Origin of the sequence: Pandoraea sp. NE5 (assembly GCF_024363545.1) — a bacterium.
Classification (GTDB): domain Bacteria; phylum Pseudomonadota; class Gammaproteobacteria; order Burkholderiales; family Burkholderiaceae; genus Pandoraea; species Pandoraea cepalis.
Genome location: NZ_AP025517.1, coordinates 3,126,555 through 3,149,745, shown reverse-complemented (window position 1 = coordinate 3,149,745; position 23,191 = coordinate 3,126,555). Strand labels below are relative to the sequence as shown.

Sequence of the window (23,191 nt, the reverse complement as noted above, 5' to 3'; positions counted from 1 at the left end):
TGCCCATGAACACGCAAGTCGAAGGCTTCATGACGCAGACCGGTGCCGCGGCAGGCGCCAGCGCACAGGTGGGCCGCTCGCGGCCCCACGAGTCGGCCGAACTCCACGTGGCCGGCGAAGCCACCTACACCGACGACATCCCCGAACTGCAAGGCACGCTGCACTGCGCGCTCGGGGCGTCGCCCAAGGCGCACGCACGCGTGCTCTCGCTCGATCTCGACGCCGTGCGTCGGGCGCCGGGCGTGGTCGCGGTCTACACTGCCGCCGACATCCCCGGTGTGAACGATTGCGGTCCGGTCATTCACGACGACCCGATTCTCGCGGACGGCCTCGTCCAGTACATCGGGCAGCCGATGTTCGCCGTGGTGGCCGAATCGCATGACGCGGCCCGCCGCGCGGCGCGTCTGGCCAAGGGCGAATACGAAGACCTGCCCGCCATTCTCACGCCACAGGCCGCCAAGGCCGCGGGGGCCAGCGTGCTGCCGCCCTATCAACTGCGCCGTGGCGACGCCGACGCCGCGCTGCAAGCCGCGCCGCACCGTCTGAGCGGCACATTCGAGTGCAACGGGCAGGAGCAGTTCTATCTCGAAGGGCAAATTTCGTACGCGATCCCGAAGGAAAACGACGGCATTCACGTCTACTGCTCGACGCAGCACCCGACCGAGATGCAGGCGCTCGTCTCGCACGCGCTGGGCTGGCACAGCCATCAGGTGCAGGTCGAATGCCGTCGCATGGGGGGCGGCTTCGGCGGCAAGGAATCGCAATCGGGGCTGTTTGCCTGTGTCGCCGCGTTGTGCGCCACGCGTCTGAAACGCCCGGTCAAGCTGCGTCTGGATCGCGACGACGATTTCATGATGACCGGCAAGCGCCACGGCTTTTACTTCGAATACGACGTCGGCTTCGACGACGACGGCCGTATCACGGGCGCGAAGGTCGACATGACACTGCGTGCCGGTTTCTCGGCCGACCTGTCGGGACCGGTCGCCACACGCGCCATCTGCCACTTCGACAACGCCTATTTCGTGCCCGACGCCGACCTGCGCGCGTTGTGCGGCAAGACGAACACGCAATCGAACACGGCGTTTCGCGGTTTCGGCGGCCCGCAGGGCGCGCTCATCATGGAAGTCGTACAGGACGCCATTGCACGGCGCCTGGGCAAAGACGCGCTCGACGTGCGCCGCGTGAACTTCTACGGCAAGACCGAGCGCAACGTCACGCCGTACGGACAGGTCGTCAAGGACAACATCATTCACGAACTCGTCGCGCAACTGGAGCAGACGAGCGAGTATCGCGCACGTCGCGACGCCGTGCGCGCGTTCAATCGCACGAGTCCCGTGTTGCGCAAGGGCCTCGCGCTCACCCCACTCAAGTTCGGCATTTCGTTCAACGTGCAGGCCTTCAATCAGGCGGGCGCGCTGGTGCACATCTATCGTGACGGTTCGATGCTGGTCAATCACGGCGGCACCGAGATGGGCCAGGGCCTGAACACGAAGGTTGCGCAGGTCGTGGCGCACGAACTGGGCGTCGATCTCTCGCATGTGCGCGTGACGGCGACCGACACCAGCAAGGTGGCGAACACGTCGGCCACCGCAGCTTCGACGGGCGCCGACCTGAACGGCAAGGCCGCGCAGAACGCCGCATGGCAGATCCGCCAACGTCTGGCCGCGTTTGCCGCGCAGAAGTACGGCGGTGCTCCCGACGACGTGCAGTTCGCCAACGATGTGGTGAGTGCAAATGGCCACGACATCCCCTTCCCCGATCTGGTGGAAGCGGCTTATTGGGCCCGCGTGCAATTGTGGTCCGACGGCTTCTATGCCACGCCGGGCCTGTCTTGGGACGCCGCGACCATGAACGGCAACCCGTTCTTCTACTTCGCCTACGGCGCGGCCGTCTCCGAAGTGGTGCTCGACACGCTCACCGGCGAATGGCGTCTGCTACGCGCCGACGTGCTTCACGACGCCGGCAAATCGATCAACCCCGCGCTCGACATCGGGCAGGTGGAAGGGGCGTTCATTCAAGGCATGGGCTGGCTGACGACCGAAGAACTGTGGTGGAATCAGGAGGGCAAGCTCATGACGCACGCGCCGTCCACGTACAAGATCCCCGGCATCAGCGATTGCCCAACGGATTTCCGCGTGGCGCTGTTCGAGAACACGAACGTGTCGGACTCCATCCACCGCTCCAAGGCCGTGGGCGAGCCGCCGCTGCTGCTGCCGTTCTCGGTGTTCAACGCGTTGCGCGACGCCGTGGCGAGCGTGAACGACTATCGGGACGAGCCGGTGCTCAATGCGCCGGCAACGTCCGAGGCGCTGCTCACGGCGATCACCGAGCTGCGCACGCGGAGCGCCGCCTGATGCATCGCTGGGTCGAGGCCGCTCACAGGCTGCTGGTCCGCGGCGAGGCCGCGGTACTGGTGACGATCGCGCGCGTGGAAGGCTCCGCGCCGCGCGAAGCGGGCACGCACCTGCTTGTGACACGCGAGCAAGCGTGGGAGACCATCGGCGGCGGCCATCTCGAATGGCGGGCGATGGACGTCGCGCGCCAGTTGCTGCGCCAGTACGGACAGCAAGGCGCGCGGCACGTCGAGCGTTTCGCGCTCGGCCCGAGCCTCGGACAGTGCTGCGGCGGCGCCGTCACCCTCGCCTTCGAGGTGCTCACGCTAACCGATCTGGCCTGGGTAAGTGCCCTGCACAAACGGCTCGCAGCCGGCGAGGCCAGCTTGCGCAGCGTGGCGTTCGGCGCACCCGGGGCCGATGCGGCGGCCAGCCAGCAGCAAGGCGGCGCCGTATTGCTCACGGCACTCGATCCGAGCGAACCGCTCGCGCATCCGCACACGCTGACCCGCGACGCCGACGACGCCGCCTGCTCGTTCTGGCAAGCCAGCGATGGCTGGCTCTGGCTGAGCGAGCGGCTGGCGCCCAGCGATTTCCACATCGTGCTGTTCGGTGCCGGTCACGTCGGACAGGCCATCGTGCAGGTGCTGGCCACGCTGCCGTGCCGCGTCACCTGGGCCGACGAGCGGACCGAGACCTTCCCGGAAACGGTGCCGCCGAACACCATCGTCGAGTCGACCGACACCCCCGAAGCCGTCGTTGACGAAGCGCCACCGGGCGCGTATTTCCTGGTCATGACGCACAACCATGCGCTGGATCAGCGCCTGTGCGAGGCCATTTTCAAGCGCGACGACTTCGCCTACTTCGGCTTGATCGGCTCGATGACCAAACGTCGTCAGTTCGAGCATCGCCTGCGCGATCGCGGGGTGCCGCCGGAGCGTTTCGCGCAGATGATCTGCCCGATCGGCGTGGCGGGCATCACGGGCAAGGCGCCGGCGACGATCGCGATCGCGGTCGCCGCGCAACTGCTGCGCGTGCGCGAGCAACAGATGCAACACAGCGGACCGGCCGCGTCGCAGGACACCGGTGTCCACGTTTGAAGGCCCCCTGGCGCCCGGGACACCGGGTGACCGACTTTCGCGGGCGACGGTAAAATCCCGCCCATCCCCCTCATCAAGACCTAGTCATGCCACTCACGCCCGAACTCGCCAAGACCCTTTGCGCCATGCCCAAGGCGGAGCTGCACGTGCATATCGAGGGCACGCTGGAGCCCGAACTGATCTTCCGGCTCGCCGAGCGCAACCACGTCACGCTGCCCTACCCGAGCGTAGAGGCCCTGCGCGACGCCTACGCCTTCACCGATCTCCAGTCGTTCCTGGACATCTACTACGCGGGCGCGAGCGTCTTGCTCACCGAAGACGATTTCTACGACATGACCCGCGCCTACCTTGCGCGCGCGGCCGCCGACAATATCCGCCATACGGAAATCTTTTTCGATCCGCAGACGCACACCGCGCGCGGCGTATCGATGGCGACGGTGATCCACGGCATCGAACGCGCACTGGCCGAAGCCGAGACGCAGCACGGCATCACAAGCCGCCTGATCCTCTGCTTCCTGCGTCATCTGCCCGAAGCAGACGCCCTGCAAACGCTGGAAACAGCACTGCCGTATTTCAACAGCCACGGGCACCGGCTCGTCGGCGTAGGCCTCGATTCGTCCGAGCAAGGCCACCCGCCCGCCAAATTCGCACGCGTGTTCGCGCGGTGCCGCGAGTTGGGGCTGCACCTCGTGGCGCATGCCGGGGAAGAAGGGCCGCCCGCGTACATTCACGAGGCGCTGGACGTGCTGCACGTTGAGCGTGTGGACCACGGTGTTCGCGCCATTGAAGACGAGGCGCTGCTCGAGCGCCTGGCCCGGGAAAGGATCGCGCTGACAGTGTGCCCGCTGTCGAACATCCGCCTCAAGGTGTTCGACCATATGGGTCAGCACACGCTGCACGCGTTGCTCAAGCGCGGACTGGCCGTCACGATCAACTCGGATGACCCGGCTTACTTCGGCGGCTACCTGAATGAGAACTTCCTCGCCACGTTCGACGCGCTGGACATGACGCTCGACGACGCTTACACGTTGGCAAGGAATAGTATCGAAGCCTCGTTCATCGACGACGGCGAAAAACGACGCCTGGTGGACGAATTAGCGCGTTTTCGCGCCGCGCAGGCGGGGTAAGCGTTAGCCGAGCCTTGTCGATCGGCCACCCCGAACCGCATCGAATCTCACAACGCCCGAAGGCCCTTCGGGCGTTTTTTATGCCCGCGCAACGCACACCGCGCCCCGATGCATCGCCACATCATCTCGCGATGATGTGGAACATGCCGCAAGGGGAATATTTTCGCCGGGGCCCGATGCTATTTTTCGAGCGTGCCCAGATAGGCGTCACGCGGTGCCCCCACACCCGCGGCGTCATGCGAGCACGACACCTTAGAACATCGGAGACAACACCCCATGGACTCATCGCTCAGCCCTCCTGCGGGCAGTGCCGCGCCCGAAGCGGCCCACGACAGCGCGCGCGTGGCGGGCGCGCAACCTGTCTCGACCCTCGACCGATATTTCGGCATCACCGCACTCGGATCGACGTTCCGTACGGAAGTGATCGCGGGTATCACGACGTTCCTTGCCGCGATGTACATCATCGTCGTCAACCCGGCCATTCTGTCGAAGACCGGCATGGCGTTCCCGGCGGCCCTGACCGCTACGGTGCTCATCAGCTTCTTCGGCAGCTGCGCGATGGGGCTCTACGCGCGCAATCCGGTGCTGGTCGCGCCGGGCATGGGGCTGAACGCGCTGTTCGCGTTCACGATGGTGCACGGCGTCGGCATGCCGTGGCAGACCGCACTCGGCTGCGTGTTCTGGTCGGGCATCCTCTTCGCGCTGCTCGCCGCGCTCAATGTGCGACGCTTCGTGGTCGAGGCGATTCCGGCGAACCTGCGCTATGCGATCTCGTGCGGCATCGGCCTGTTCATCACCGTGATCGGCCTCGTCAACGCCCGGCTCGTGGTCGGCGACCCGGTAACCGTCGTGCGGCTGGCCCACTTGTCGCCGCCGACCGTCACGTTCCTGATCGGGCTGGCGCTCACGACCGTGCTCGTCGCGCGCCGCGTGAACGGTGCGCTGATGATCGGCATCATCGCGACCACGCTCATGGCCATTCCGGTCGGACGTCTGTGGGGCGACGGCAGCGCGTATTTCCCCAAGGAAATCGCCACGGCCACGTTAGTGAACTTCCACGGTTTCTTCGCCGCGCCCGATTTCTCGGGTATCGGCCAGCTCGATCTGCTGGGTGCGCTCAAGGTCGCGTACCTGCCGTTCATCTTCGTAATGCTCTTCACCGCGTTCTTTGATACGCTCTCGACCTTCATGAGCATTGCCGAGGCCGGCAACATGAAGGATCGCGATGGCAATCCGCGCAATATGCGTCAGGCCATGATCGTCGATTCGTTCTCGGTGCTGATCTCCGGCCCGCTCGGCACGAGCCCGGCCAACGCCTACATCGAATCGGCCGCCGGCATTGCCCAGGGCGGACGCACCGGGCTGACCGCCGTCGTATGCGCCCTGCTGTTTCTGCCGTTCCTGTTCGTTTCCCCGATGCTCTCGCTGGTGCCCGCCATCGCGACGGCGCCGGCGCTGATCCTGGTCGGGGTGTTTATGATGGAGTCCGTGGCGCGCATCGAATGGCACCGCATGGACGAAGCGATTCCGAGCTTCATCGCAGTCGTGATGATTCCGATTTCGTACTCGATCACCGACGGTATTGCCTATAGCTTCCTCGCGTTCGTCGTACTCAAGCTGTTCACGGGACGCGTGAAGGAGATCAAGCCGGCGATGTGGATCGTCGCCGCGCTGGCAGTGCTGCTGCTCACGCAAATGTAACGACGCAAGGACCCTGTACATGTCCACGACACACCAAGCCCTGCGCGCTGTGCGCGCGCAACTGGTCTACTTCACGCACGATCCGTCGCGCGCCTACCTCGACGGCTCGCCAGGCACCGTGCACCATACCGACGGCCTCGTCGCCTTCGAGAATGGGCGCATCACCGCCGTGGGCGACTACGCGAAGGTGGCCCCTACGCTGCCCGACGGCACGCCGATCGACGATCTGCGCGACAAGGTCGTCACGCCCGGCTTCATCGACACGCACATCCACTATCCGCAGACGGACATGATCGCGTCGCCCGCGCCGGGGCTGCTGCCGTGGCTCGAGAAGTACACGTTCCCGACCGAACGCCGTTTCGAGAATCCGGCTTACGCGGCCGACGTCGCCCAGTTCTTCCTGGATGAACTTCTGCGTGTCGGCACCACGAGCGCGCTCGTGTACTGCACGGTGCACCCCGGCTCGGTCGATGCGTTCTTCACGGCCAGCGACGCGCGCAATCTGCGCATGATCGCCGGCAAGGTGATGATGGATCGCAACTGCCCCGAATTCCTGCGCGACACGGCCGAGAGCGGCGCGCGCGACAGCGAGGCGCTGATTCAGCGCTGGCACAACCAGGGACGCCAGCTCTACGCGCTCACGCCGCGCTTCGCGCCGACATCGACCGAAGCCCAGTTGGGCGTTTGCGGCGAACTCGCCACGCAGTATCCAGACGTATTCATCCAGAGCCACGTGGCCGAAAACACCGACGAGGTCGAATGGGTGCGCTCGCTGTTTCCCGGGCATCGCAGCTACCTCGACGTGTACGACCACTACAAGCTGCTGCGCAAGCGCGCCGTGTACGGCCATTGCATCTGGCTCGACGAGCATGATCGTCGCCGCATGTTCGAAACGGGCACTGTCGCCGCGCATTGCCCGACGTCGAATCAGTTCCTCGGCAGTGGTCTGTTCGACTTCGCGGCAGCGGAAGCGAGCCGCATGCCAGTGACGCTCGCGACCGACGTGGGCGGCGGCTCGACCTTCTCGATGCTGCAGACGATGAACGAGGCCCACAAGGTGGCGCGATTGTCGGGCTATCACCTCTCGGCCGAACGCATGTTCTACCTGGCCACCGAAGGCGCCGCGCACGCGCTGGATCTGCACGGCACCATCGGCACGCTGGCCGTGGGCGCAGAGGCCGACTTCGTGGTGCTCGACCCGAAGGCCACCCCGCTGCTCGCCCGTCGCACGGCACTGGCCGAATCGCTCGAAGAGCTGCTGTTCGCATTCGCCATGCTTGGCGACGATCGTGCCATCGCCACAACCTACGCCGCCGGCCAGCCGGTGCATCGCCGCACGGACGCACTGACGCACTGACGCGCCTGGCGTCCGCACGGGCGTTCGGGTCGTTCAGCTTGTTCACGACATTCGGGACGTTTGGGACGTTTGGGACGCTGCGAGACGTTGCAAGACGCTGTGAGACATCACGGAGCGTCACGACTTACGCGAGAGAACGCGCGCCGTCGCCTTGGCACGACGCGCATTCCCTCGCGGTCACCGGTCGCGCGCAAGGGGCATGCGGCCGGGGATCTCCTTGGGCAGCCGATCGGCTGCCCTTTTTTCCTTTCCCGGCATACGCCCGTCAAGTGCTTATCAAGTGCCCATCCAGCGGCCAACCCTCCCCGTCATGCCCATGTCACGTGGCAAATGCTATAATCCGCTCCGATTCATTGGGGAGTAGCCGCCCTGTCAGAGACGATTGTCATCTGCAGGGGCGTACGTCAACAGACTTGGCCGATACCGGCTATGGCGTGCGCAGCCCTCGGGCCTGGCGAGACCGATGACGATGCTTCCGCCATCCGGGCCGGGACGCATGGTCATTGGCTCGCGTATTCACGGCCCGGCGGAGATAAAAAATACGATGTCCCCCTTCCTGGTCTCGACCGGTGTGGTCGCGCTCGCTGAAATCGGCGATAAAACCCAACTGCTGTCCCTCGTGCTCGCCGCGCGCTTCAAGAAGCCCGTGCCGATCATTCTTGGCATTCTCGTCGCCACCCTCGTCAATCATGGCTTTGCCGGCGCCGTCGGCGAATGGCTGTCCACGGCCATCAGTCCCGCCATCATGAAGTGGGCCGTCGTCGCGTCGTTCCTCGGCATGGCGATCTGGATTCTCATCCCCGACAAGCTCGATGACGAAGAGACCACCACGCGCCGCAAATTCGGCGTGTTCGTGACGACCGTCTTCACGTTCTTCATCGCCGAGATGGGCGACAAGACGCAGATCGCCACGGTAATGCTCGCCGCGCGCTACCAGGACTTCTTCGGCGTGGTGGCCGGCACCACGCTCGGCATGATGCTGGCCAACGTGCCGGCCGTGCTCGTGGGCCACAAATTCGCCGGTCGTCTGCCGACCAAGACCGTACACGCCGTGGCCGCCGTGATCTTCGCAGTGCTCGGCATCATCACGTTGATGCAGTAAACCGCAAACGCCAAGGCGAGTCGCGCGTCTCGAAGACACGTCGCCTCGCCTTGGCGTAAGTCTGTCGCATGCCGTTCGTCGGCGTGACCTCTGGATGACCGCCCAACGTCTGCCGGGTCTCTCCCCTGGCAACCTACCCCCTTCCCGCCCTCGGCCGGCCTGACGCCCACCTAACGCCCGACCTTCTGCTCGACATTAATCGTGCGCCCGCTCGGCAACGGCAACTGCCTGAGCGCGGCGTCGATCAGGTACGGCATGGCCGAGGCCAGCGACGTGCCTGCGTCACTGGTATTGGCCTGCACTCGGTAGACCTCCTTGCCGCTCGCACGGTCCGTGAAGCGCAACTGCAAACCCGCCAGCCCATACGAATAATCCCGCTGGACGTACGCGGGCGGCGCGCCGAACGGGTAGCCGTAACCGCCCCACGGACGCCCCCAAGGCCCCCACGGGGCGGGCGCAAACATCGGATCGTAGACGGGCTCAGCCACACGCATTATCTGTTGGGTGATGCCGTAGCTCATCCCAACCAGATAGTGCGCGCTCGACGGGCTTCGCTCGCTGAAGCCGTCTCCGGCCAGACGCGTTCGCAGCCACTGCTCGTAAGTCGCGTGCTCCTGATTGTTCTGCTGTTCGGGCGTGCGCACGAGCGCGTAAGTTCGCGGGCCGTCGAAGCCCGGTGCATCGCCGAACGCGGTCACCTGGCTCGTGACCGTGCTGGCGCACCCCGCCAGCAAAACACTGACGACGGCCAACGTCGCCAAGGCCCATCGTTTCCCCATGATCGCCTGCTCCAGTAAGCGGCCGGGCGCACCGCCGTGCACCCGTCGCGCCGATTTAAACATAGGACGGCGCAGCGCGCACATCCGAAACCTTTGACGGCGGCGCCGAAGCAAAATTCAGCAAATCGCTCGCCTGAACGCCAAGGCGCCGCCACTCCGTTACAATTTGCAAATCCTTGGCCGTCCGCAAAACACCGTCCATGCTCAGAACCGACCTCGCAGGTGTCATCCAACGCTCCGACTATACGCCCCCGGCGTATCTGATCGACACCGTCCAACTCGACTTCGACCTCGCCCCCGACGTCACCACCGTCACCAGCCGCATGCGGGTCCACCGCAACCCGGCGGGTCCGGGCGGCGCGCTTGAACTGGTGGGGCAAGGCCTGCAACTGGTGAGCCTCGAACTCGACGGCAAGCCCTGGCCCGGCTACCGCACCGGCGAGGAAACGCTCACGGTCGACGCGCCCCCCGAGGCCTTCGACCTCATGCTCGTCACGCGCTGTCGCCCCCAGGAGAACACGTCGCTCATGGGGCTGTATGTCTCGGGCGGCAACTTCTTCACGCAATGCGAAGCCGAGGGCTTTCGCAAGATCACGTACTTCCTCGACCGCCCGGATGTGATGGCAACGTACACCGTGACGCTGCGCGCCGATCGCGAAGCGTATCCGGTGCTGCTGGCCAACGGCAACCTCATCGACCAGGGCGACCTGCCCGATGGCCGTCATTTCGCCGTCTGGGACGACCCGTTCAAGAAGCCCAGCTACCTGTTCGCGCTGGTCGCCGGTCAACTGGTGTGCCGTGAGGAGCACCTCGTCGCCGGCGACGGCCGCGAGAAGCTGCTCCAGGTCTGGGTACAGCCGCAGGATCTGGAGAAGACCGAACATGCGATGGATTCGCTGGTCAACTCGATCCGGTGGGACGAGCAGCGCTTCGGCCGCGTGCTCGATCTCGACCGCTTCATGATCGTGGCCGTGAGCGACTTCAACATGGGCGCGATGGAGAACAAGGGCCTGAACATCTTCAATACGAAGTATGTGCTGGCCGATGCCGCCACCGCCACCGACGACGACTTCGGCAACATCGAAGCCGTGGTGGGCCACGAGTACTTCCACAACTGGACCGGCAATCGCGTGACCTGCCGCGACTGGTTCCAGTTGAGCCTGAAGGAAGGCCTGACCGTGTTCCGCGATCAGGAATTCTCGGCCGACATGATGGGCTCCGAGTCGGGCCGCGCCGTCAAGCGTATCGACGACGTGCGCGTGCTGCGTCAGGCCCAGTTCCCGGAAGACGCCGGTCCGATGGCGCACCCGGTGCGTCCCGAGAGCTACGTCGAAATCAACAACTTCTACACGGTCACCGTCTACGAAAAGGGCGCCGAAGTCGTGCGCATGTATCAGACGCTGCTCGGGCGCGAGGGCTTCCGCCGGGGCATGGACCTGTACTTCGAGCGTCACGACGGGCAGGCGGTCACGTGCGACGAGTTCCGCGCCGCGATGGCCGATGCCAATCAGCGCGATCTCACGCAGTTTGGCCGCTGGTACAGCCAGGCCGGCACCCCGCGCGTAAGCGTCGAAGCCGCCTATGACGAGGCCGCGCGCACCTATACCCTCACGCTGACGCAGCGCTGCCCGAAGGTCGGTGTGGAGCTGCAGGACAGCCAGCTCGTCAAGCAGCCGTTCCATATCCCGTTCGCCGTCGGCCTGCTCGATCGCGACGGTCGCGACATGGCACTGCGTCTGGCCGGTGAGCCCGGCGATGCGCCGGCCGCCACCACGCAGGTGCTCGACTTCACGCAGGAGCGCCAGAGCTTCACGTTCGTCGACGTGCCGCACAACCCGATGCCGTCGCTGCTGCGCGGCTTCTCGGCGCCGGTGATCGTCGAGCACGAGTACACCATCGACGAACTCGCGTTCCTGATGGCGCACGACAGCGATCCGTTCAACCGCTGGGAGGCGGGACAGCGGCTGGCCACGCGTCAGTTGCTGGCGCTCGTCGAATCGATTCAGATGGGCCAGTTGCCGAGCGTCGACAGCTATGTGCTCGAAGCCTTCCGCCAGGTGCTGCGCGACGAGACGCTCGACCCCGCCTTCCGCGCGCAAGCGCTCACGCTGCCGGCCGAGTCGTATCTCGGCGAGCAGATGACGGAAATCGACCCGGCGGCCATTCACGCGGCACGTCAGTATCTGCGTCAGCGTCTGGCCGCATCGCTGCATACCGAGTGGCTCGCCGCGTATCACAACCATCGCGTGCCGGGCGCCTACCGCCCGGACGCCGCCTCGGCGGGCGAGCGCGCGCTGAAGAACCTCGCGCTGTCGTACCTGATGGAACTCTCGGATGCGGGTATCGCGCAGACCGCGCGCACCCAATACGACTCGGCCGACAACATGACCGACCGTTTCGCCGCGCTCACCGCGCTCGTACAACGCGGCGGCGCCGCGCGCGAGAGCGACGCGGCACATGGGTCGCTCCATGCCGCCGAGGTACTGGCAGACTTCTATCAGCGCTTCGAGCACGAGCCGCTCGCCATCGACAAGTGGTTCGCGCTGCAAGCCATGCAACGCGGCGACGGCGGCCATTGCGTGATCGACGGGGTGCGCGCCCTCATGGGGCATCCGGCTTTTACGCTGAAGAACCCCAACCGCGCGCGCTCGCTGATTTTCAGCTTCTGCAGCGGCAATCCCGCGCAGTTCCATGCGGCCGACGGTTCCGGTTATCGATTCTGGGCCGAACAGGTCCTCGCGCTCGACGCGCTGAACCCGCAGGTGGCCGCCCGGCTGGCTCGCGTGCTCGACCGCTGGCGCAAATACACGCCCGCCCTGCGCGAGCGCATGTGTGAGGCGTTGCAGCAAGTCTCGCAGCACGCGGCACTGTCGAAGGATGTGCGCGAGATCGTCGAAAAATCGCTCGCCTGAGCTGACCTGGGCTGACCGGCCCCGCAACGCAAGAAACGCCGCCGATGCGCCCGTGCATCAGCGGCGTTTTGTCTTGAATGCCCCACGCCGGAGACGACCGCAACGTCAGGCAGCCAACACCTGCCGCTGCCCCGCCGACAGACGCTTGCGCACGGCATTCGCGGCGGCAACCATATTCGTCAACGCGCGATCGACCTGCGCCCAGTCGCGCGTCTTCAACCCGCAATCCGGGTTGACCCACAGACGCTCGGCCGGAATGCGTGTGAGCGCCGCCTCGATCAGATGCTCCATCTCCGCCTGCGACGGCACGCGCGGCGAGTGAATGTCGTACACGCCCGGGCCGATCTCGTTCGGATACGCGAAGGCCTCGAAGGCGCCAAGCAGTTCCATGTCGGAGCGCGTGGTCTCGATGGAGATCACGTCGGCATCGAGCGCCACAATCGACGGCAGAATGTCGTGGAACTCCGAATAGCACATATGCGTATGGATCTGCGTGTCGTCGGCCACGCCCGATGAACACACGCGGAACGCGCGCACCGCCCACGCCAGATACGACGGCCAATCGCCCTCGCGCAACGGCAGCCCCTCACGCAGCGCAGGTTCGTCGATCTGAATCACCCGCACGCCCGCCTTCTCCAGCGCAGCCACTTCCTCGCGCAGCGCCAGCGCAATCTGCAACGCCGTGAGTTCGCGCGGCTGATCGTCGCGCACGAACGACCATTGCAGCATCGTCACCGGGCCGGTCAGCATGCCCTTGACCGGCTTGTCCGTCAGTTGCTGCGCATAAGCGCTCCATGTGACGGTCATCGGCTCGGGCAGGTACACGTCGCCGTAAATCACCGGCGGCTTCACGCAGCGCGAACCGTAGCTCTGCACCCAGCCTTGCTCGGTGATCACGAAGCCCCACAGCAGATCGCCGAAGTACTCGACCATGTCGTTGCGTTCGGCCTCGCCATGCACGAGCACGTCGAGTCCATACGCTTCCTGCTTCTCGACGGCCAGACGAATCTGCGCACGCATCGTCTCCAGGTAATCGAGATGCGACAGCGCGCGTCGCTTGAAGTCGGCTCGCGCCCGACGAATCGCCGGCGTCTGCGGGAACGATCCGATGGTCGTCGTCGGCAGTACGGGCAGCTTGAGCCACGCGCGCTGCGCGCTGGCACGCGCTGGGTAGTCGGACGCACGGCGCGCGTGCGCGTCGGTGAGCAACGCCAGACGCTTTTGCACCACGCTGTTGTGAATGCGCGGCGACGTTCGGCGCGCGGCCTGCGCGGTGGCATCGGCGACGAAGGCGGCGCTTACGTCGGCGCTCGCGAACGCCGCAGCGTCCAGCGAGCGGCGCAGCAACGCCACTTCAGCAAGCTTCTGCACGGCAAAGGCGAGCCAAGTGCGCACTTCCTTGTCCAGACGCCCTTCGCTCACCAGGTCGACCGGGCAGTGCATCAGCGAGCCGCTCGACGCCACCCACAGCCGGTCCCCGAGCGCATCCGCCAACGGCACGAGCAACGCCCTCGCCTTCGCCAGATCGCAGCGCCAGACGTTTCGACTATCGACCACTCCCACAGACAGCACCTTCTGTTGCGGCCACTGCGCGGCGAATGTGTCGAGTTGCTTCGGTGCACGCACGCCGTCGAGATGCACCCCGGCCACGGGCAACGCCGCCAGCAGCGCCGCGTGCTCGCTGACATCGCCAAAGTACGTGGCGAGCAGCAGTGATGGGGCGACGGGCGCGAGACGGTGATACACAGGCGTGAAGGCGTCGCGCCAAGGCTCGGGCAGGTCGAGCGCCAGAATCGGCTCGTCGATCTGCACCCACGTCACGCCTTGCGTCTTCAGGCGCGCCAGCACCCGCTCATATTGCGTGAGCAGGTCGGGCAGCAACGAGAGACGGTCGGCCAGGCCGTTCTTCTCTTTGCCCAGGTACAGCAGCGAAAGCGGGCCGAGCAACACCGGCTTGACGCTTCCGCCCTCGGCCAGCGCTTCCGCCACGTCGTCGAACAGCCACTCGGTGCCCTCGCCGAAACGCGTCTGCGGCGAGTATTCCGGCACGAGATAGTGGTAATTCGTATCGAACCACTTGGTCATTTCCATCGCGCTTTGGCCAGCATCGCCCCGCGCAGCGACGAAGTAGTCGTCGAGGCTGAGCGCTGCGGGCGCCCAGCCAAAGCGCGCCGGCAGCCCGCCGACGAGCGCCAGCGTCGAGAGCACGTGGTCGTACCAATGGAAGTCGCCGACGGTGATCCAGTCGAGCCCCGCCTCGCGCTGCGCGCGCCGGTTGGCCGCGCGAATCTGCCGTCCGATCTCTTGCAACGCGGTGGCGCTCATCTCGCCGCGCCAGAACGCCTCGACGGCGAATTTGAGTTCACGGTGTGCGCCGATGCGCGGCAATCCGAGTACGTGGGTCTGAGCCATGGGGGTGTCCTTCCGGGAAGCGTGCGATGTTGCGAAGTCGTCGTCTGCGGGCAATGCCCGCCCAGGCTGGCAGTATCCCGGCCATCCGTGTATTATTCAAACGAAAGTTTTTGCCATTTATTATTAATTTTATTCATGCAACGCACTCCCATCGAACTTCGCCATCTGCAGACGTTGCTCGCGCTGCGCGATACGGGCAGCGTTTCGCGTGCGGCGCTGTGGCTGCACCTGACGCAGTCGGCGCTCTCGCATCAGATCAAGGCATTGGAGGATTTCTATGGCTTGCCGCTGTTCGTGCGCAAGTCGTCGCCGCTGGTGTTCACCCCCGCGGGCAAGCGGCTGCTGGCGTTGGCGGAAGAAGTCGTACCGGCCGTCGACGAAGCGGGTCGCGACCTCACGCGGCTTGCGCAGGGCACCCAGGGCACGCTGCGCATCGCGGTCGAGTGCCACACGTGTTTCGATTGGCTGATGCCCGCGATGGATGCCTTCCGGCAACGCTGGCCGGAAGTCGAACTCGATATCGTGTCGGGCTTTCATGCCGACCCCATCGGGCTGTTGCATCAGGACCGCGCCGATCTGGCGATCATTTCCGAACGTGAAGAAGGCGAGGCGGTCGATTTCCACCCGCTGTTCCGCTTCCAGATAATGGCGCTCATGGCGAACGACCATCCGCTCGCCGGCAAACCGTATCTCGACGCCGCGGACTTCCGTGACGAAACGCTCATCACCTATCCCGTGCCCGACGACATGCTCGATATCGTGCGTCAGGTGCTGCGTCCCGCAGGGATCGAACCGACGCGCCGTACCACCGAGTTGACGGTGGCGATTCTGCAACTGGTCGCCAGCCGGCGCGGGCTGGCTGCCCTGCCGCTGTGGGCCGTGTCGGGCTATCTCGAGCGCCGCTATGTGAGCGCGCGCCCGATCACACCACAAGGGCTCACCGCGGAACTCTGGGCCGCAACGTTGCCAGCGATCACCGCGCGTCCCTATATCGGCGAATTCGTCTCGCTCATGCGCGAGACGAGCCTGCTCACGCTTCCGGAAATCGAATTGCTCTGACGCGGCGTCGCGCGGCCGATAGCCATCCGCGGTGTCATGCCGGGCGACGTACGACCAGACGGCACACTCGCTTACCGGAACTCGCGCTGGTGACGTCTTCTTCGTGCAAGACAACGCCGCCGTGAAGGGCAGCGCGCACCACGTCGGGCGAGAAGGCGCTGTAGAGCCGTCCGTCCGCATGGCGAAGATCGTCACCCTCGGTGACACGCCATGAAACGTAAAGCACGCCCCCCGGACGCACGAGCGCCCAGAGCCGGGCGGCCGCCTGCGGCACATCATTCGCGGGCAGATGCATCAGCACCGTCTCGCACACCACGTTATCGAACTGCGCCGTCACGCCCTCCAGTCCCGGGAGGTGCCCGAGGTGAAACGTCACCGACGGAAACGATTGACGCGCCAGTTCGACGAGCGCGGGCGAACTGTCGTAGCCGACCACGTCGAACCCTTGCTGCGCGAGCCAGGCGGCATCGCGTCCGTTGCCGCAGCCCACATCGATCGTGCGTCCACCGGGGACGAAATGGCGCACCAGCAGTGCGTACATGTCGTCCGGCGGCGGCTGGTTGCACCAGTCCTCGTTGTAACGAACGGCGTTGGCCTCGTAGGCCGCTTCTGTTTGCAGATCCGTCATGATCGGCGACTCCGGAAGCCAGCGGGGAATGACCGCGTCAGCGCGTGGCACTATGCCTTACTGCGAGATTTTCTCCAGCGCGATGTCACGCGTGCGCGGGCCCATCAGGCCAATGGCGAGCATGACGATCAGCATCGCGCAGGAGATGAACACGAACACCCCGGTCACCCCGAAATGGCGCAGCGCGGCGGCGATCAGGAACGCCGTGAAGATCGCAGAGAAGCGGCTCCACGAATAGACGAAGCCGACGGCGCGCGCCCGGATCCCCGTGGGGAACAGTTCGGTCTGATACGCGTGATAGCTGTAAGACATGATGTTGTTCGCGAGCGTCAGGCCGATCCCCATTGCCACGAGCAGAAACGACGACGTCACCTGCGAGAACGCGATCCCACACACGATACCGATGCCGGCCGTCCACACGATGGCGTGCTTGCGCTCGACCTTGTCTGCCATCCACAGCCCGATCAGCGGACCCACGGGGGCGGCCAGCGCGATCACGCTGGCGTATGCCAGACTCGTCGTCACGGTAATCCCCTGCTTGATGAGCAGCGTCGGCACCCAGTTGGCGAAGCCGTAGAAGCCGACCGTCTGGAAGATGTTGAACAGAATCATCATGATCGCGCGCTTGCGATACGGCGGCACCCACATGTCGCGAAACGCGCCCTTCGGCACGACCCGCTCCGGCTCGCCCGGGGGCGGCAGCGGTTTGCCGTATTCGCGGGCGACCTTCGCTTCGAGTTCTGACAAGACGCGGTCCGCCTCGTCGAGGCGCCCCTTCTGCGCCAGCCAGCGCGGGCTCTCCGGCAGCGCGCGGCGAATCCACCAGACGAACACCGCACCATGGGCGCCGATGAGCACCACCCAGCGCCAGCCCTCCAGGCCGAGGAACTCGCGCGGCACGAGCCAGTAGGCGAGCAGCGCAACGACCGGCACGGCGGTGAAACCGACCGCCTGTTCGCACGCGAACGCCCGACCGCGAATCTGCTTGGGTACGAGTTCGGCAATATAGGTGCCGATCGTCACCAGCTCCACGCCGATGCCAAGCCCCACCACGAAGCGCCAGAAGTTCAAACCCGTGGCGGTGTCCTGAAGCGCCATGATGACGTTGGCCACCGTGTACCAGAGCAGCGAGCCCGTGAAGACGGCGCGACGGCCGTACCGATCCGCGAGAAAGCCGCAGGCGATGGTGCCGATGAACAGACCGGTGAACAGCGCCGCGATGAAGCTCGCCACGCCCGTCATCCCGAACAACCCCGATGTCGTGGGCGTCAGGATGCCGCTTTTCACCAGCCCGGGCGCCACATAGCCCGTGTACAGTAGGTCGTAGAGTTCGAAGAAGAAGCCCAGGCTGAGCAACACCACCAGTTTCCAGACGGTGCGCGTCGGAGGCAAACGGTCGAGGCGGGCGGAGATCTCGCCGGCGCTCAGGCGGGTTGCCGCAGCGGGGGCTTGAGCGGCGCGAGGCATGGAAGGCATTGAAGCGTCGGGGGATAGCATGGAAATCGTCTCCGGGCCCGCTCGGTCATGGCCGAACAGATCATTGTCCGACGCGTCCCGGCCGACCGGCTGGCAGGCAATCGCCTGACGAGCCGTGACCGGCGCATCGGATACACCATGAATCGACAGGCAAGGGGGCGAAATTGTGCCACGAATGACACCGCACCTGTCAGCTTTGCCACGTACTACGAAAAATGGCGATATTCATCAAGTCCGCGCACCGCGCACGATGACCGGAACGTCGGACAGGAACCGAATGCAGCCACCGAAACGAACGTCGCAGCCGGACCGTGCTCCCGAAGACAGCATAGCGGCGCGGTTTGCGCCCTGCCGTGCCGTCTTGGCAAGGCCGGCGTGACCGTTTGCGAAGTGAGGCGCGCGCGGCGGATCGCCGGTTCGGTGCGTCGGCGTGACCCGTTGCGGGGGCGCCTCGGGCCGCCGGCGTGCCGCCGACGAGCCGATGAAAGGCCTTCGCGCGTCGCGAGTTCCCGTTACAGCCCGGATCCCGCCTGCCCTTGTGCGAGGAAATTCACCACGGCGGATGCTGTCGCACTCAACTGCTCGCGCGAGGGGAACACGAGCCAGAGCTGGCGATGCGCCCACTCGTCGGTCAGCGGGCGCACAACCACATCGAGCTTGCCCACGTAGAGTTGACCGACCTGCTCGGGTGCGATGGCAATGCCCAGGCCCGCATGCGCCATGCGGCACAACGCGTCGAGACTGGACACGCGAATCTTGATCCGCAACGGCGCCCCTGCTGCGCTCGCCTGCTGGCGCAGCAACTGCGTGAGTGCGCTGTTGCCTTGAAGGCCCACCAGCGTCTCGCCGGCACAGGCCGAGAACGGGATCTCGCCCGCACGCGCGGCCAGCGGATGTCCAGCGGGCAGAATCACGGCGAGGCGGTCGCGGCGGTACGGCACCATCGTGAACGCCTCGATGCCTTCGACGGCGTTGCAGATTCCGACGTCCACGGCCCGCTCGGCCACGCGCTGGAGCACTTCGTTGCTGTGCTGTTCGTCGAGCTCGACGTCCACGGCGGAAAACACTCGGCCGAACGCGGCCAGATCTTCCGGCAGGAACTGCACGATGGCCGACAGGTTCGCCGCGATGCGCACACTGCCGCGCGCACCTTCGTGGAACTGCGACAACTCCGCCCCCAGCGATTCGATGGTGCCGAGAATGTGTTCGGCATAGCGGCGCACCGTCTCGCCCACCGGCGTGACGGTAATACCGCGCTGATGACGCTGGATGAGCGGGAGGCCGACGATCGCCTCGATGTCGGCAATGCGCCGGCTGATCGCCGACGGCGCAATGAATTCGCGCTCGGCGGCACGCGCCATGCTCCGCTCCTGGCACACGGCCACGAAAAGGCGCAACGATGTAAGGTCTAGCTTGCGGAGAAGGTTTTCCATACCCGTACGGCATACGCCGGAAATGCCGGAAACGCCCGGCTGGCGCGGCCCCGCGCGGGGCACGTCTTTTGCTGGACAAACAACGAATCGACGCCTATTATACGCATCGCGTACACCTCCCTGCCGACCCGACCATGAGTGCACAGCAGACTTTCCTGCGCGACGCGATGCGCCGCCTGAACATGACCCGCGACAGCTTCGCCGAGCGCATCGGCGTTCGCCGGCGCGCCCTCGACACCTGGCTGCTGCCGGAGGACTCGAGCGAATATCGCACGATGCCGAGCATCGTGGAGAAATTCGTCGGTGAAATCCTCGGTCGCGAAGCTCCGTCCTCGGAATCTACGCAAAGCGCACACAAACCGCTGCGTGAACGCATGGGCCTCGACGGCAAGCCGCATCTGATCTCGGTCGACCAGTTCTCGCGCGATTCGCTCGAAGCCCTGTTCCACGTTGCCGATATCATGCAACCGATTGCACGCCGGCAAAAGATTTCGCGCGTGCTCGAAGGCGCGGTGCTCGGCAATCTGTTCTTTGAAGCCAGCACGCGTACCCGCGTAAGCTTTGGCGCAGCCTTTTGTCGCCTGGGCGGCTCGGTGTGCGACACGACCGGCTTCACGTTCTCGTCGATGGCCAAGGGCGAGTCGATTTACGACACGAGTCGCGTGATGAGCGGATATGTCGACGCGCTCGTCGTACGTCACCCGGAAAAGGGTTCGGTCGCCGAGTTTGCGCGCGCCACGAACATTCCCGTGATCAACGGCGGCGACGGCCCGGGCGAACACCCGAGCCAGGCGATTCTCGACCTGTACACGATCGGCCGGGAATTTTCGCGTCTGGGCAAGCTGGTCGACGGCGCGCATGTCGCGATGGTCGGCGACCTGCGCTACGGCCGCACGGTGCACTCGCTCATCAAGCTGCTCGCCCTGTACCGCGGCCTGAAGTTTACGTTGATCTCGCCGCCGTCGCTGGAAATGCCGACGTACATCCTCGATCAGATCTCGCAAAATGGTCACGTGATCGTGCAGAGCCACTCGCTCGCCGATCTGAACGGTGCGGATGTGGTGTACGCCACGCGCATCCAGAAGGAACGCTTCGCCGATGAGGCCATCGAGGGCTATACGCCGGACTTCCAGATCAACGAAGCGCTGATCAATCAGTACTGCGACGCCCGCACGATCATCATGCACCCGCTGCCGCGTGACAGCCGGCCCGGCGCCAACGATCTGTCGACGGACCTGAATCACGACCCGCGCCTGGCGATCTTCCGTCAGACCGACAACGGCATTCCGGTGCGCATGGCGATCTTCGCGATCCTGCTCGGCGTGGACAAGCAGGTGCAGCACAGCATGCGCGACGCCGCGTGGCGCGCGCCTTCGCACATCGGCCCGGACGACGCCCTGTTCGACGGCCTCGACTGATCGGTCGTCGCTCGGAAAACACCGAAACCGACCTCAGACACACCTGAAATTGCACTGCCCCCAAGGATTTTTCGCGGGGGCAGTGTGTCTTTACGAGTAAAATTGCGTCCATCTCGAATCGGTACGCTTTTTTGCTTTTCCGGAGGCCCACATGCGGCGCAAGACCCTTACCCAATATCTCATCGAACAGCAGCGGGAGTTCGACAATATTCCTGCTGAGCTGCGCCTGCTGATCGAAGTGGTCGCGCGCGCGTGCAAGTCGATCAGCCATGCCGTGTCCAAGGGCGCGCTTGGCGGCGTGCTGGGCAGCGCCGGCAGCGAAAACGTCCAGGGTGAAGTGCAGAAGAAGCTCGACGTGATCTCCAACGAAATCATGCTCGAAGCGAACGAATGGGGCGGTCATCTGGCGGCGATGGCATCGGAAGAGATGGAAGACGTCTTCCATATTCCGAACCGTTATCCGCAGGGCGAGTATCTGTTGATGTTCGATCCGCTCGACGGCTCGTCAAATATCGACGTGAACGTGTCGATCGGCACGATTTTCTCGGTGCTGCGTTGTCCGGACGGCGTGACGGATCCGACCGAGAAGGACTTCCTGCAACCGGGCACGCAACAGGTCGCGGCCGGTTACGCGGTGTATGGCCCGCAAACGGTACTGGTGCTGACAACGGGTCACGGCGTGAACTGCTTCACGCTCGATCGCGAGATGGGGTCGTGGGTGCTCACGCAGGAAGGCATGCGCATTCCGGAGGACACCAAGGAGTTCGCGATCAACATGTCGAACGAGCGTCATTGGCATGCGCCGGTGCAGCGTTACATCAACGAGCTGCTGCAAGGCAAGGAAGGCGTGCGCGGCAAGGACTTCAACATGCGCTGGATCGCCTCGATGGTGGCCGACGTGCATCGCATTCTCACGCGCGGCGGTGTGTTCATGTACCCGGCCGACAAGCGCGATCCGGACAAGCCCGGCAAGCTGCGCATCATGTATGAAGCGAACCCGATGAGCTTCCTGGTCGAACAGGCGGGTGGCGCGGCGACGAACGGCGTGCAGCGCATTCTGGAAATTCAACCGCAAAAGTTGCATGAGCGCGTGGCGGTGTTCCTCGGCTCGAAGCATGAAGTCGAGCGCGTGACGGGCTATCACCTGGAAGCGGGTGCGAAACAGGGCGAATGAAGCGGAATCAAGGCGGATGGATCGTCGTTGCGAAGGCCGCATGACGCGAGCCCGTGATTGGGAAAAATGCTTCGCGACGACGAAAGCGCTGAATGTCCGAGATTTCAAAGATTTACGCGTGACTCACGCAAAGACAGTAAAAAATCTTTGGAAAAGGTAGTGACAAACGGGCAAAGTCTGCTATTATCTCACTTCTTCGCAGCGCCGGAGTAGCTCAGTCGGTAGAGCAGCTCATTCGTAATGAGAAGGTCGGGGGTTCGATTCCTCTCTCCGGCACCAGCGACTTAAATCGTTGGGTACGACGAAGTCCTCAAAACCCGCATAAGCATTAGCTTTGCGGGTTTTTTGTTTTCTCGCAATTGGGACGCCATGCCCCCCTATTCTCGCCCCATCCGAGGGCATTTTTAGGGGCATAACGAGGCCTCCCGCCACACCACACCACGACCGGGGCGCGAGCGATCGCCTCGCGGTTCAGCGCTTCGCTTGGCTGCCGTCGGCCGCGCCATCGACCGCATTATCATTCGCCCCATCTTCATCTTCCGCCGCCTGCGCCATCCACGCGTGATAGCCCGCCACGCCCATCTGCCGCATGAGCGCTTCGTTGCGCTCGAAGATCATCTCGGCCTCGGGGAACGCTTCGACTGCGCGATCGATGCTCGACTCGCGCAGCAAATGCCATATCGGATACGGCGCGCGGTTCGTGTAGTTTTCCACGTCGTCCGGCGCGGTACCTTCGAATTGATAGTCCGGATGAAAACTCGCGATCTGTAGTTCGCCCTCGAGATGCAACGACTTGAGCATGCGCTGCGCGAAGAACAGCGCGTCGTTGTACTCGTGAAAATCGAGCAGCGCACCCGGCATGATCAGCAGCGTCGTGTCCACGGCTTGTGGATCGGCTTGCGCCAACCACTGCAACTCGCGTTCGAGATCGAGCAACGTCCCTTCCATGTCGCGCGCGGCGCTCACGACGTAGCGAATCTGCTCCTTCACGTGCACCGCCTTCGCAAACGGGCAAAGGTTCAGCCCGATCACCGCACGCGTGAGCCAATGACGCGTCGCCGCGATCACAGCCTCATGGTCTTGCGCTTGCGCTTGCGCCATGGGGGGTGTGGTGTCAGGGACGGGAAAGGTCTTCTGCGTCATACGGGCACTTGGCGATTCATCATGAATACCGCATTGT

Annotated in this window: 16 protein-coding genes, 1 tRNA gene and 1 riboswitch; of the genes, 11 read left to right on the top strand and 6 right to left on the bottom strand. The window is 64.7% G+C overall.

Annotated features, from left to right (window positions below; translation table 11 throughout):
* The first annotated feature begins 5 nt into the window (after positions 1–5).
* From xdhB to PanNE5_RS14365, 6 genes are all read left to right on the top strand, one after another.
* Positions 6–2,354 (top strand): xanthine dehydrogenase molybdopterin binding subunit, encoded by a 2,349-nt coding sequence (gene xdhB / locus PanNE5_RS14390; protein WP_017234199.1) that lies wholly within the window; start codon positions 6–8, stop codon positions 2,352–2,354.
* Complete coding sequence (gene xdhC, locus PanNE5_RS14385) at positions 2,354–3,433, top strand: xanthine dehydrogenase accessory protein XdhC (RefSeq protein ID WP_261938200.1); 1,080 nt, start codon at positions 2,354–2,356, stop codon at positions 3,431–3,433. Before xdhB ends, xdhC begins: the two co-directional genes overlap by 1 nt.
* Before the next feature lie 86 nt (positions 3,434–3,519).
* Positions 3,520–4,560 (top strand): adenosine deaminase, encoded by a 1,041-nt coding sequence (locus tag PanNE5_RS14380; protein ID WP_261938199.1) that lies wholly within the window; start codon positions 3,520–3,522, stop codon positions 4,558–4,560.
* A gap of 276 nt (positions 4,561–4,836) precedes the next feature.
* On the top strand, positions 4,837–6,261 hold the full coding sequence (locus PanNE5_RS14375; protein WP_017234202.1) for an NCS2 family permease: 1,425 nt from the start codon (positions 4,837–4,839) through the stop codon (positions 6,259–6,261).
* A gap of 19 nt (positions 6,262–6,280) precedes the next feature.
* Positions 6,281–7,618, top strand: coding sequence for a guanine deaminase (gene guaD, locus PanNE5_RS14370; protein ID WP_017234203.1), 1,338 nt, complete (start codon positions 6,281–6,283; stop codon positions 7,616–7,618).
* Positions 7,619–7,961: 343 nt separating this feature from the next.
* Positions 7,962–8,145, top strand: a riboswitch (yybP-ykoY riboswitch).
* Between the two features lie 17 nt (positions 8,146–8,162).
* Entirely contained in the window at positions 8,163–8,720 is a 558-nt protein-coding gene (locus tag PanNE5_RS14365) for a TMEM165/GDT1 family protein (protein WP_130027900.1), read from the top strand.
* 170 nt (positions 8,721–8,890) lie between these two features.
* On the opposite strand, the gene PanNE5_RS14360 is transcribed toward PanNE5_RS14365, so the two are convergent.
* Positions 8,891–9,499 (bottom strand): DUF4136 domain-containing protein, encoded by a 609-nt coding sequence (locus PanNE5_RS14360; RefSeq protein ID WP_017234205.1) that lies wholly within the window; start codon positions 9,497–9,499, stop codon positions 8,891–8,893.
* A gap of 200 nt (positions 9,500–9,699) precedes the next feature.
* Here PanNE5_RS14360 and pepN point away from each other — a divergent pair, with 200 nt between their 5' ends.
* Positions 9,700–12,411 (top strand): aminopeptidase N, encoded by a 2,712-nt coding sequence (gene pepN, locus PanNE5_RS14355; RefSeq protein ID WP_261938198.1) that lies wholly within the window; start codon positions 9,700–9,702, stop codon positions 12,409–12,411.
* A 105-nt stretch (positions 12,412–12,516) separates the two neighbouring features.
* Here the strand turns inward: pepN and metE are convergent, their stop codons facing one another.
* Positions 12,517–14,823 carry a 5-methyltetrahydropteroyltriglutamate--homocysteine S-methyltransferase gene (gene metE / locus PanNE5_RS14350; protein ID WP_261938197.1) on the bottom strand — a complete coding sequence of 769 codons (2,307 nt, stop codon included), beginning with the start codon at positions 14,821–14,823 and terminating at the stop codon, positions 12,517–12,519.
* A 135-nt stretch (positions 14,824–14,958) separates the two neighbouring features.
* On the opposite strand from metE, the gene PanNE5_RS14345 reads away from it, so the two are divergent.
* A complete protein-coding gene (locus PanNE5_RS14345; RefSeq protein WP_261938196.1) occupies positions 14,959–15,882 on the top strand; it encodes a LysR family transcriptional regulator in 924 nt (307 codons plus the stop codon).
* A gap of 34 nt (positions 15,883–15,916) precedes the next feature.
* Here the strand turns inward: PanNE5_RS14345 and PanNE5_RS14340 are convergent, their stop codons facing one another.
* The 3 genes from PanNE5_RS14340 to PanNE5_RS14330 all read right to left on the bottom strand — a co-directional run bounded on the left by PanNE5_RS14340 (position 15,917) and on the right by PanNE5_RS14330 (position 19,419).
* Entirely contained in the window at positions 15,917–16,510 is a 594-nt protein-coding gene (locus PanNE5_RS14340; RefSeq protein ID WP_017234209.1) for a class I SAM-dependent methyltransferase, read from the bottom strand.
* Between the two features lie 57 nt (positions 16,511–16,567).
* On the bottom strand, positions 16,568–17,986 hold the full coding sequence (locus PanNE5_RS14335) for an MFS transporter (RefSeq protein WP_261938195.1): 1,419 nt from the start codon (positions 17,984–17,986) through the stop codon (positions 16,568–16,570).
* Positions 17,987–18,498: 512 nt separating this feature from the next.
* Positions 18,499–19,419 carry a LysR substrate-binding domain-containing protein gene (locus PanNE5_RS14330; protein ID WP_026131997.1) on the bottom strand — a complete coding sequence of 307 codons (921 nt, stop codon included), beginning with the start codon at positions 19,417–19,419 and terminating at the stop codon, positions 18,499–18,501.
* Positions 19,420–19,553: 134 nt separating this feature from the next.
* On the opposite strand from PanNE5_RS14330, the gene PanNE5_RS14325 reads away from it, so the two are divergent.
* From PanNE5_RS14325 to PanNE5_RS14315, 3 genes are all read left to right on the top strand, one after another.
* On the top strand, positions 19,554–20,837 hold the full coding sequence (locus PanNE5_RS14325; RefSeq protein WP_026131998.1) for an aspartate carbamoyltransferase: 1,284 nt from the start codon (positions 19,554–19,556) through the stop codon (positions 20,835–20,837).
* 151 nt (positions 20,838–20,988) lie between these two features.
* The gene (locus tag PanNE5_RS14320) at positions 20,989–22,011 is read left to right on the top strand and encodes a class 1 fructose-bisphosphatase (protein ID WP_261938194.1); all 1,023 of its coding nucleotides are present in this window, start codon (positions 20,989–20,991) and stop codon (positions 22,009–22,011) included.
* Positions 22,012–22,214: 203 nt separating this feature from the next.
* A tRNA-Thr gene (locus tag PanNE5_RS14315) sits at positions 22,215–22,290 on the top strand.
* A 192-nt stretch (positions 22,291–22,482) separates the two neighbouring features.
* Here PanNE5_RS14315 and PanNE5_RS14310 read toward each other — a convergent pair.
* Positions 22,483–23,112 carry a DUF1415 domain-containing protein gene (locus PanNE5_RS14310; protein WP_017234214.1) on the bottom strand — a complete coding sequence of 210 codons (630 nt, stop codon included), beginning with the start codon at positions 23,110–23,112 and terminating at the stop codon, positions 22,483–22,485.
* Positions 23,113–23,191 lie beyond the last annotated feature (79 nt).

Coding starts and splice junctions, on each gene's coding strand:
- xdhB (WP_017234199.1), top strand. CDS start 6: ATGAACACGCAAGTCGAAGGCTTCATGACGCAGACCGGTGCCGCGGCA.
- xdhC (WP_261938200.1), top strand. CDS start 2,354: ATGCATCGCTGGGTCGAGGCCGCTCACAGGCTGCTGGTCCGCGGCGAG.
- PanNE5_RS14380 (WP_261938199.1), top strand. CDS start 3,520: ATGCCACTCACGCCCGAACTCGCCAAGACCCTTTGCGCCATGCCCAAG.
- PanNE5_RS14375 (WP_017234202.1), top strand. CDS start 4,837: ATGGACTCATCGCTCAGCCCTCCTGCGGGCAGTGCCGCGCCCGAAGCG.
- guaD (WP_017234203.1), top strand. CDS start 6,281: ATGTCCACGACACACCAAGCCCTGCGCGCTGTGCGCGCGCAACTGGTC.
- PanNE5_RS14365 (WP_130027900.1), top strand. CDS start 8,163: ATGTCCCCCTTCCTGGTCTCGACCGGTGTGGTCGCGCTCGCTGAAATC.
- PanNE5_RS14360 (WP_017234205.1), bottom strand. CDS start 9,499: ATGGGGAAACGATGGGCCTTGGCGACGTTGGCCGTCGTCAGTGTTTTG.
- pepN (WP_261938198.1), top strand. CDS start 9,700: ATGCTCAGAACCGACCTCGCAGGTGTCATCCAACGCTCCGACTATACG.
- metE (WP_261938197.1), bottom strand. CDS start 14,823: ATGGCTCAGACCCACGTACTCGGATTGCCGCGCATCGGCGCACACCGT.
- PanNE5_RS14345 (WP_261938196.1), top strand. CDS start 14,959: ATGCAACGCACTCCCATCGAACTTCGCCATCTGCAGACGTTGCTCGCG.
- PanNE5_RS14340 (WP_017234209.1), bottom strand. CDS start 16,510: ATGACGGATCTGCAAACAGAAGCGGCCTACGAGGCCAACGCCGTTCGT.
- PanNE5_RS14335 (WP_261938195.1), bottom strand. CDS start 17,986: ATGCCTTCCATGCCTCGCGCCGCTCAAGCCCCCGCTGCGGCAACCCGC.
- PanNE5_RS14330 (WP_026131997.1), bottom strand. CDS start 19,419: ATGGAAAACCTTCTCCGCAAGCTAGACCTTACATCGTTGCGCCTTTTC.
- PanNE5_RS14325 (WP_026131998.1), top strand. CDS start 19,554: ATGAGTGCACAGCAGACTTTCCTGCGCGACGCGATGCGCCGCCTGAAC.
- PanNE5_RS14320 (WP_261938194.1), top strand. CDS start 20,989: ATGCGGCGCAAGACCCTTACCCAATATCTCATCGAACAGCAGCGGGAG.
- PanNE5_RS14310 (WP_017234214.1), bottom strand. CDS start 23,112: ATGGCGCAAGCGCAAGCGCAAGACCATGAGGCTGTGATCGCGGCGACG.